This is a genomic window from Devosia soli (assembly GCF_000970455.1).
In the GTDB taxonomy this organism is placed as follows: Bacteria; Pseudomonadota; Alphaproteobacteria; order Rhizobiales; family Devosiaceae; genus Devosia; species Devosia soli.
The window spans coordinates 82559-90913 of record NZ_LAJG01000033.1; the positions used below are offsets into that span (position 1 = coordinate 82559).

At 64.1% G+C, this 8355-nt stretch carries 6 protein-coding genes, 2 tRNA genes and 1 pseudogene; 6 read left to right on the forward strand and 3 right to left on the reverse strand.

Annotated features, from left to right (window positions below; translation table 11 throughout):
• Positions 1-65: 65 nt before the first annotated feature.
• The 4 genes from cpdR to VW35_RS15750 all read left to right on the forward strand — a co-directional run bounded on the left by cpdR (position 66) and on the right by VW35_RS15750 (position 2793).
• Positions 66-425, forward strand: coding sequence for a cell cycle two-component system response regulator CpdR (cpdR, locus tag VW35_RS15735; RefSeq protein WP_046144036.1), 360 nt, complete (start codon positions 66-68; stop codon positions 423-425).
• A 104-nt stretch (positions 426-529) separates the two neighbouring features.
• Positions 530-604, forward strand: a tRNA-Val gene (locus VW35_RS15740).
• Between the two features lie 29 nt (positions 605-633).
• A tRNA-Val gene (locus tag VW35_RS15745) sits at positions 634-708 on the forward strand.
• A 138-nt stretch (positions 709-846) separates the two neighbouring features.
• Positions 847-2793: a hybrid sensor histidine kinase/response regulator gene (locus VW35_RS15750; RefSeq protein WP_046144037.1), complete on the forward strand. Its 1947-nt coding sequence runs from the start codon at positions 847-849 to the stop codon at positions 2791-2793.
• 1 nt (position 2794) lies between these two features.
• On the opposite strand, the gene VW35_RS15755 is transcribed toward VW35_RS15750, so the two are convergent.
• Positions 2795-3415, reverse strand: coding sequence for a pyridoxamine 5'-phosphate oxidase family protein (locus VW35_RS15755; RefSeq protein ID WP_046144038.1), 621 nt, complete (start codon positions 3413-3415; stop codon positions 2795-2797).
• A gap of 156 nt (positions 3416-3571) precedes the next feature.
• On the opposite strand from VW35_RS15755, the gene msrB reads away from it, so the two are divergent.
• A complete protein-coding gene (msrB, locus tag VW35_RS15760) occupies positions 3572-3976 on the forward strand; it encodes a peptide-methionine (R)-S-oxide reductase MsrB (RefSeq protein WP_046144039.1) in 405 nt (134 codons plus the stop codon).
• A gap of 161 nt (positions 3977-4137) precedes the next feature.
• Here msrB and hrpB read toward each other — a convergent pair whose 3' ends face one another.
• The gene (gene hrpB, locus VW35_RS15765; protein ID WP_046144040.1) at positions 4138-6582 is read right to left on the reverse strand and encodes an ATP-dependent helicase HrpB; all 2445 of its coding nucleotides are present in this window, start codon (positions 6580-6582) and stop codon (positions 4138-4140) included.
• Positions 6583-6874: 292 nt separating this feature from the next.
• Between hrpB and VW35_RS15770 the strand changes: the two genes are divergently transcribed.
• Entirely contained in the window at positions 6875-7741 is an 867-nt protein-coding gene (locus tag VW35_RS15770) for an aldose 1-epimerase family protein (protein ID WP_046144041.1), read from the forward strand.
• On the opposite strand, the pseudogene VW35_RS21640 reads toward VW35_RS15770, so the two are convergent.
• A pseudogene (locus VW35_RS21640) lies at positions 7742-8355 on the reverse strand (ATP-binding protein); the annotation flags it as partial.

The following is an 8355-nucleotide window of genomic DNA, read 5'->3' on the forward strand; positions in this document are numbered from 1 at the left end:
GGAAATCTGGAATAAACATCGCATTTGATGCGACTCACGCCTAAACGGCGCTCACGAGGTTTTTGATGAAGCGAATTCTGCTGGCCGAAGACGACAACGACATGCGGCAGTTCCTCACCCGGGCCCTCAAGAATGCCGGCTATGACGTGGTTTCGTTCGACAATGGTCTTTCCGCCTATGAGCGGCTGCGCGAGGAGCCCTTTGCGCTGCTGCTCTCCGATATCGTGATGCCGGAAATGGACGGAATCGAACTGGCGCGCCGCGCAACCGAACTCGATCCGGACCTTAAGGTGATGTTCATCACTGGCTTTGCCGCCGTGGCGCTCAACCCCGACAGCGACGCGCCCAAGGATGCCTCGGTGCTCTCAAAACCCTTCCATTTGAAGGATCTCGTGAGCGAAGTGGAGCGGCTGCTGGCGGCCTGAGCCAAGTAATTCACAGGCTGCGGATTGACCCCTTGACCAGTCCGGTCTTTTTGTGGTCTATCCGCGCCACCGGAACGGCAAACGCTGAACCGGCCCGGAGAGATGGGCGTATAGCTCAGCGGGAGAGCACTACGTTGACATCGTAGGGGTCACAAGTTCGATCCTTGTTACGCCCACCATCTCTTCTTTTTCCCTGCGCAAGCGCAGCGGGTGCGTAGCTCAGCGGGAGAGCACTGCCTTCACACGGCAGGGGTCACAGGTTCAATCCCTGTCGCACCCACCATTCATTTCCATCACCGAGCTGAAGTTTAGCAAATCGCTTACGGTTCTCTGACGTCTTGCAGTAACTGCATTTATGCTGGCAACTGCAGGGCAGGGGCGGCGTTCATGAATTTGTCTTATTGCGCGGGGGACAGGATGAATGGATGAGCGGGGGCGCTCGGCAGGGTTTAGCGACGAGAACGAACGTTTTCGCCTGCTGGTCGAATCCATCACCGACTATGCCATCTATATGCTTGATGCCGACGGCCTCGTGACGACCTGGAATGCCGGCGCCGAGCGCATCAAGGGCTATCGCGCCGAAGAAATCATCGGGCATCATTTTTCGACCTTTTATCTTCCGGCCGATCGCCAAGCAGGCATGCCGCAGCGGGCGCTGGAGACGGCCGAACGCGAGGGGCGATTCGAGGCCGAAGGCTGGCGCCAGCGCAAGGGCGGCGAGCGATTCTGGACGCATGTCGTGATCGATCCGATCCATGCGCGCGATGGATCGCTGATCGGCTTTGCCAAGATCACGCGCGATCTGACCGAGCGCAAGAAGGCGCAGGCAGCGCTCGCCGAGAGCGAGGAGCAATTCCGGCGGCTCGTGCTCAACGTCACCGACTACGCGATCTATATGCTCAACCCGCAAGGCCATGTGACGAGCTGGAATCTCGGGGCGGAGCGGATCAAGGGCTATACCGCCGAAGAAATCATCGGCCAGCATTTTTCGCGCTTTTATCCCGAAGAGGAGCGCGCCAAGGGAACGCTCGACCGCGGGCTCGAAATGGCGCGCAGCGCGGGGCATTTCCACGCCGAAGGCTGGCGCCTGCGCAAGGACGGTTCGCGTTTCTGGGCGAGCGTCGTCATCGACGCCATTCGCAACGAGGACGGCGAACTGATCGGCTTTGCCAAGATCACGCGCGACGTGACCGAAAGGCTCGACCAGCAAAAGCAGCTCGACCGGACACGCGAGGAGCTATTTCAGGCGCAAAAGCTCGAGGCCATCGGGCAATTGACCGGCGGGGTCGCGCATGACTTCAACAATCTTTTGATGGTGGTGCTCGGGAGCCTCGAAGTCCTGGGACGCCGCCTGTCGCTCGAAGAGCGGGATCGGCGGCTGCTCGACAATGCCGGGCAGGCCGCTCAGCGCGGCGCGCAGCTGACCCAGCGTATGCTGGCCTTTGCGCGCAAGCAGGAGCTCGAGCAAAAGCCGGTAGACCTGCCAGATCTCGTGCGCGGGATGTCGGGGCTTTTGGGGCGGACATTGGGTCCCTCGATCGCGATCGAAACGCGGTTTCCGCCGAGCCTGCCGCGCGTTCTCGCCGATCCCAATCAGCTCGATTCAGCGCTCCTTAACCTCGCGGTCAATGCAAGGGACGCCATGCCCCTTGGCGGGGCGCTGGTGATTTCGGCCGAGGAATCGATCATCGAGACAAACGATGCACCAATCGCGCCGGGGCATTATGTGTGCCTGGCGGTCAGGGACAATGGCGAGGGCATGGACGAAGGCACGCTGGCGCGGGCGACGGATCCGTTCTTTACCACCAAGGGGGTCGGCAAGGGCACGGGGCTAGGGCTCTCGATGGTGCAGGGTATAGCCGAGCAATCTGGCGGGCGACTGTTGCTGCACAGCAGCAAAGGCGAGGGCACCAGCGCCGAAATCTGGCTGCCGGCGCTGATCGAGCCGACGCAGACGTTCACGGCGCCGGTACTCGAAGTTGCCGAATCGATTGCCGGGAGCGGGCGGCCGCTCAAGGTGCTGGCGGTGGACGATGATGCGCTGGTGCTGCTCAATACCACGATCATGCTCGAGGAACTGGGGCATACCGTGATCGAAGCGCTTTCGGGGCAGGCGGCGCTGCAAGCGCTCGACGGCGACCCCGGAATCGATCTCCTCATCACCGACCAGGCCATGCCGCGCATGACCGGGCTCGAGCTTGCAGCGGAAGTGACCAAGCGGCGCCCAGGCCTGCCCATCATCCTGGCAAGCGGCTATGCCGATATCGAGGAAGCACGGGTGCTCAAGCTGCCGCGCCTTGCCAAGCCCTTCAGCCAGGCGGATCTCGCCAAGACACTGGCGCGGGTCGCCGAACAAATGCGGCAATGAGCTACCACATGGTGGCAGCGGCGCGTTCGGGCCAGGCCTTATCATAGGGTTCGCCGCCGACCTTATCCTCGCTCATCGCGGCGAGAATCTGACCGGGTGTCGGCAGCGTGGCGGGATCGATGTGGCGGGCTGGGTTCCAGAGTTCCGAGCGCACGATGGCGCGGGCGCACTGGAAATAGAGTTCATCGATTTCGAGCACGATGACCGAGCGGGGTGCCTTTTCGTCGACGGCAAAGCTTTCGAGCAGGTCCGGGTCGATCGAAAGCTGGGCACGGCCGTTTACGCGCATCGTCGTGCCGGAGCCGGGCAGCAGGAACAGGAAGGCGCAGCGCGGGTCGCGCACGATGTTGCGGAGCGAATCGATGCGATTGTTGCCGCGCCGGTCGGGCATCATCAGCGTCTTGTCATCGTGGATGCGCACGAAGCCGGGCTTGTCGCCCCGCGGAGAACAATCGATGCCTTCGGGGCCAACGGTGGCGAGCGCCGCAAAGGGGCTGGCTTCGATGAGGCGGCGATAATCCGGGGTCATGGCCTGGGCGACCTTGACGGTCGATGCCGCGGCAGGGGCAGGAAGATAGAGGGCTTCAAGCTCGGCAATGGTCGATACGATATGCTTGGACATGAAACCTCTCAAAGGAACGACGCCGCCCCGGCGAAGGCGATTTGCGGACAGCGGGTTGGGGCTGGTCAGCGCAAAGTGAAACGGACTGGCGCTGGCGGATGGCTGTAACTAAACCTATATCAGCCGCGAATAACAGTGCGACAAAGGAGTGATGCCATGGATGCCCATGCCTATCCCGTGACCCGGACCGATGCAGAGTGGCGGGAGCGTTTGACGCCTGAGCAATATTACATCATGCGCCAGCACGGCACCGAGCGGCCTGGCAGCTGCGCGCTGCTGCACGAGACCCGTCAGGGCACTTTTGCCTGCGCCGGCTGCGATACGCCATTGTTTGAATCGACGTTGAAATTCGAGAGCGGCACGGGCTGGCCGAGCTTCAACGACCCGCTGCCCGGTTCGGTCGAAACGACGACCGACCGCAGCCACGGCATGGTGCGCACCGAGGTGCATTGCGCCACGTGCGGAAGCCATCTCGGCCATGTGTTCCCCGATGGCCCGCCGCCGACGGGGTTGCGCTACTGCATCAATGGTGTGGCGCTGAATTTCTTGCCGAAGGCCTGAAGAAACAAAACCCGCGGTGCGAGCCGCGGGTTTTTTGTTGTACTGCGTTTTTGAGCTTGTCGTCACTACCGGGCTTGTCCCGCTGGTCCATGAGGAAGCGGATGGATTGCCCCGGACAAGCCAGGCAATGACGCTGGGGGTATTCTTGGACGCGCTGTGAGCTATGTTCCTCGTGGTTTTGCCCGGCTGGTCGCTGGCGCCGCGATCGGGTCGTCGGGCCAGGGGTGGCGGGGGTAGCGGCCCTTCATGTCCTTGGCGACTTCCTTCCAGCTTCCGCGCCAGAAGCCGGGCAAGTCGCGCGTGGTCTGGATGGGGCGGTGGGCAGGGGAGAGCAGGACCAGGAGAAGCGGCACGCGCCCATTGGCGATGCTGGGGTGGCGGTCGAGGCCAAAAAGTTCCTGGACGCGGATTTCGAGGGCGGGGCCATTTTCGGCGCCATAGTCGATGGGCAGATGACTGCCCGAGGGCGCGGAAAAGTGGCTCGGGAGCAGGCGATCGATGTCCTGCCTCTTGGCCCAAGGCAGGAGGGCGTCGAGGGCTTGGCCCAAATGATCGGCAGTAATGGCGCTGAGGCGGGTTTCGCCGCTGATATGGGGGACAAGCCAGGATGGATCGGACGCGAGGGCTGGGTCAGAAAGATCGGGCCAATCATCCCCCAGCGTCTGGTGGAGAAAAGTGGCGCGGGCGCGCAGGGCCTTCTGGTCCTTGCTCCAAGTGAGTGTCTCGGGGCGCTTGAGGGCGGCTTCGGCAAGGAGCGTCGACGCCTGTTCGAAGTCTGTGACAGGCGCGGGTTCGTCGGCGAGGCGCAGAGCATCGAGGCGACGTTGGCGGCGGGCGCGGACCGCGCCGGAGGCGGGATCGAAGCTTAGCGTCGTTTCGCTGACGATGCGATCGCCGAAGAGATTTTCGAGGTCTGCTGGATCGAGCGCTGCGGCGGAACGGATGCGGCTTTGGGTGGCGCTGCCGGTCAAGTCAGCCACAACGAGGAAGCCCGCTCCGGCGAGGGAATGGGTCTCATCGAGCTGCGCCTGACGGCCGTTGGCAAGGCGGAAGCGGCCGCGCGGGCCTGCGGGCTGGGCGACGCGATCAGGAAAGGCGCGGGCGAGGTGATGGCCGGGATCGCGCGGATCGTCGTTGCTGCCGCCGGCTAGCCTGCTCCAGCGGCGGGCCATGGCGCGTGCGTCGTCGGCGCGGCGGGAGCGGTCGGTGCGGAAGCGATCGAGGCGACGGCCAAGGTCGATGTCGTCGCCGCCAAGGCCGCGTTCGCCGATCAGCACCGCCAATTCGGCTGCGGTTTCGGCATCGCCGTCTTCGGCACCGGCAACAACCATGTGCGCAAGGCGCGGATGGAGCGGCAGCCTGGCGAGGGCTTTGCCCGCGGCGGTCAGGTGGCCGGAACCGTCTATGGCATCGAGGCGGGCGAGGAGCGATTTCGCTTCGGCCCAGGCGGGCGCCGGCGGCGGATCGAGGAAGGCAAGCGTCGTGGGATCGCCAACGCCCCAGGCGGCCAGGTCGAGGACGAGTCCAGAAAGATCGGCGGCCAGAATTTCGGGGGTATCGAAAGCGTCGAGCGCAGCGGTCTGGCCCTCGTTCCAAAGGCGGATGGCGGTGCCAGGCGCCGTGCGGCCGGCGCGGCCGCGGCGCTGGTCGGCGCCAGCACGGGAAACGCGCACGGTGGCGAGCGTCGTCAGGCCCGTCGACGGTTCATAGACAGGAACGCGGCGGAAGCCAGAATCGACGACGATGCGCACGCCTTCGATGGTGAGGGAGGTTTCGGCGATGGAGGTCGCCAGCACGACCTTGCGGCGACCGGGAGGGGAGGGCTGGATGGCGGCGTCCTGCTCAGTGGGGGTGAGCTGGCCATAGAGCGGGGCGAGATCGATGTTTGGGGGGAGGCGGCCGGCGAGGCGTTCGGCGACGCGGGTGATTTCGCCTTGACCGGGCAGGAAGACAAGGGCTGAGCCCTCATGCTCGCGAAGCGCCCTCAATGTGGCTTTGGCGACCTGATCTTCGAGGCGCTCGAGCGGATCGGGCTCGGCATAGATGGTTTCGACCGGAAAGGTCCGGCCCGGGCTATCGATGACCGGGGCGTTGTCGAGGAGTTTTGCGACACGGGCGCCGTCGATGGTGGCCGACATGACGAGGAGCCGCAGATCGGGCCGCAGAGCACGGGCGTCGAGCGCGAGGGCGAGGCCAAGATCGGCATCGAGGCTGCGCTCGTGAAATTCGTCGAAGAGAACTGCGGCGATGCCGGTGAGTTCGGGATCGTCTTGCAGCAGCCGCGTGAAGACGCCTTCGGTGACGACTTCGATGCGCGTACGGGCCGACACTTTCGATTCCATGCGCACGCGAAAGCCGACGGTCTGGCCGACATCCTCGCCGAGCAGCCTGGCCATCTGCCTGGCGGCAGCGCGGGCGGCAAGGCGGCGCGGCTCGAGGACGATGATCTTGCCGTCCTGCCGCCACGGGGCATCGAGAAGGGCGAGTGGCACGCGCGTGGTCTTGCCGGCGCCGGGCTGAGCGACGAGCACCGCTGCCGAGCCAAGCGAGAGGGCCTCGGCGAGAGCTGGCAGGGCGGCATCGATGGGCAGCGGCGGCAAGGTCATGAGCCCGGCATAGCTTTATGCAAGGCGCTTGAGCAAGTGGGCTCCATTCTAGAGGCGACAGACGGTGAAGCATCATCTGCGTTTCGAAGTCAGACCAATGCTTAAGACCCTTGACGGGTTTGCCGTTTTCGACCTCGGAATGGCGCTCTGGCGGCAGGAAAACGATGGAGCGCCCGGCTGTCTCCAAGGCGGGTCGAGGCGGCTGCGCAGATTTTTTGCAGGGTAGTATTCAGAGCGCCATCATCAGGTTATGGTCCGGGCAGACAATTCCCCCCGAAACGCCCGGAAACGCATGCAACTGACCCGAATCAGCAATAGCGACCTGACTGTCGATGTCGCAGCGCTCGGCGCGGAAATGCAGTCGTTGTCGACGCGCGATGGTCGCAACTGGCTGTGGTCGGGCGATGCCACCTATTGGACTGGCCGTTCGCCGATCCTGTTCCCGATGGTCGGCCGGGCGCCGATGGACGTCATCAGCGTCGGCGACAAGCGTTACCAGATGGGGCAGCACGGATTTGCCCGGCGCAGCGCCTTCACCCTGATCGAGGAATGGCGCGAACGCTGCACCTACCGGCTCGAATCTTCGGAGGCGACGAAGGCGATGTTTCCCTTCGATTTTCGCCTCGATATCGAACATCGACTTGAAGGCCGGGCGCTCGTCGTGACGGCGCGCGTGACCAATCTCGACCATGAGATCATGCCCTATGGCATCGGTTTTCATCCCGCTTTTGCCTGGCCGCTGCCGGGTGGGGAAGGGCAACGCCACAGCGTGACGCTCGACAACGGCGCCAATCCCGACCTGTTCCGGCTTTCGGGCGGTCTCGTCGATCCGCAGCCGCTGCCATCGCCGTTCGAAGATGGTGCAATGGTGCTCAACCATGGCTACTTCGAAAAAGACGCCATGCTCTTTCCCGATGGCGCGGGCGCTGGCCTCACCTACAAGTCGGAGAATGGGCCGTCGATCCGCTTCACCTGGGATAACCTGCCCAATTTTGCGCTCTGGACGAAGCCGGGCGCGGGGTTCATCTGCCTCGAGCCCTGGCAGGGAACCGCGGCGGAAGTGGGCGGTTCGGATGCGCTCGACCAGCGGCCTTACACGGCGCTGCTCGGGCCGGGCGCTGCGGCGCAATATTCGTTTACCGCCAATCTCGTCGGCTGATCACTCGGCCGCGCCACGCTCTTCAACCACGATATCGGGACCATTGGCATCGCCCGGCGCCGTCTCGACACCGAGATCTGGAAAGGCGGCGATGCGTTGATTACGGAAATCGGTGCGGATAACGATGAGGCCGCGCTCTTCGAACCAGGTGAGCAAACGCCGGGCGCGGCTTGTGGAATGGGTGCCATAAAGGCGCGCGATCGTTGCGTCCGACGGGCAGGGGGCGCCTGTGAGCGCGGCTTGCGCGAGAACGAGGAATACGCCCTGCACGTCGTCGGTGAGGGTTTCGGACAAGGCCAGGGCCTGCTGCCAGCCGTCGGATGAAGCAGTTGCTTCGTCGGGCGCCACGCGGGCGATGGCAAGAAGGCGCTTGAAAGCTGGCAGGGCGGGTGGCTCGCCCGGCACGCGGCGGATGCGGCAGCGGACCAAAAAATCCTGATAGAGCTGGGCGGTGTTGCGGAAGCCGGCATCGGGGTCGCTCATCAATTCGACCATGACCGACTTGATGGTTTGCTCTCGCTCGGCCTCATCGATTTCGGGAAAAAGCGTCGTCGGTGCCTCGGGCTCGCGTTCGGCACGGGCACGGGCGACCTGGGCGAGAAGCTCATTGGCCC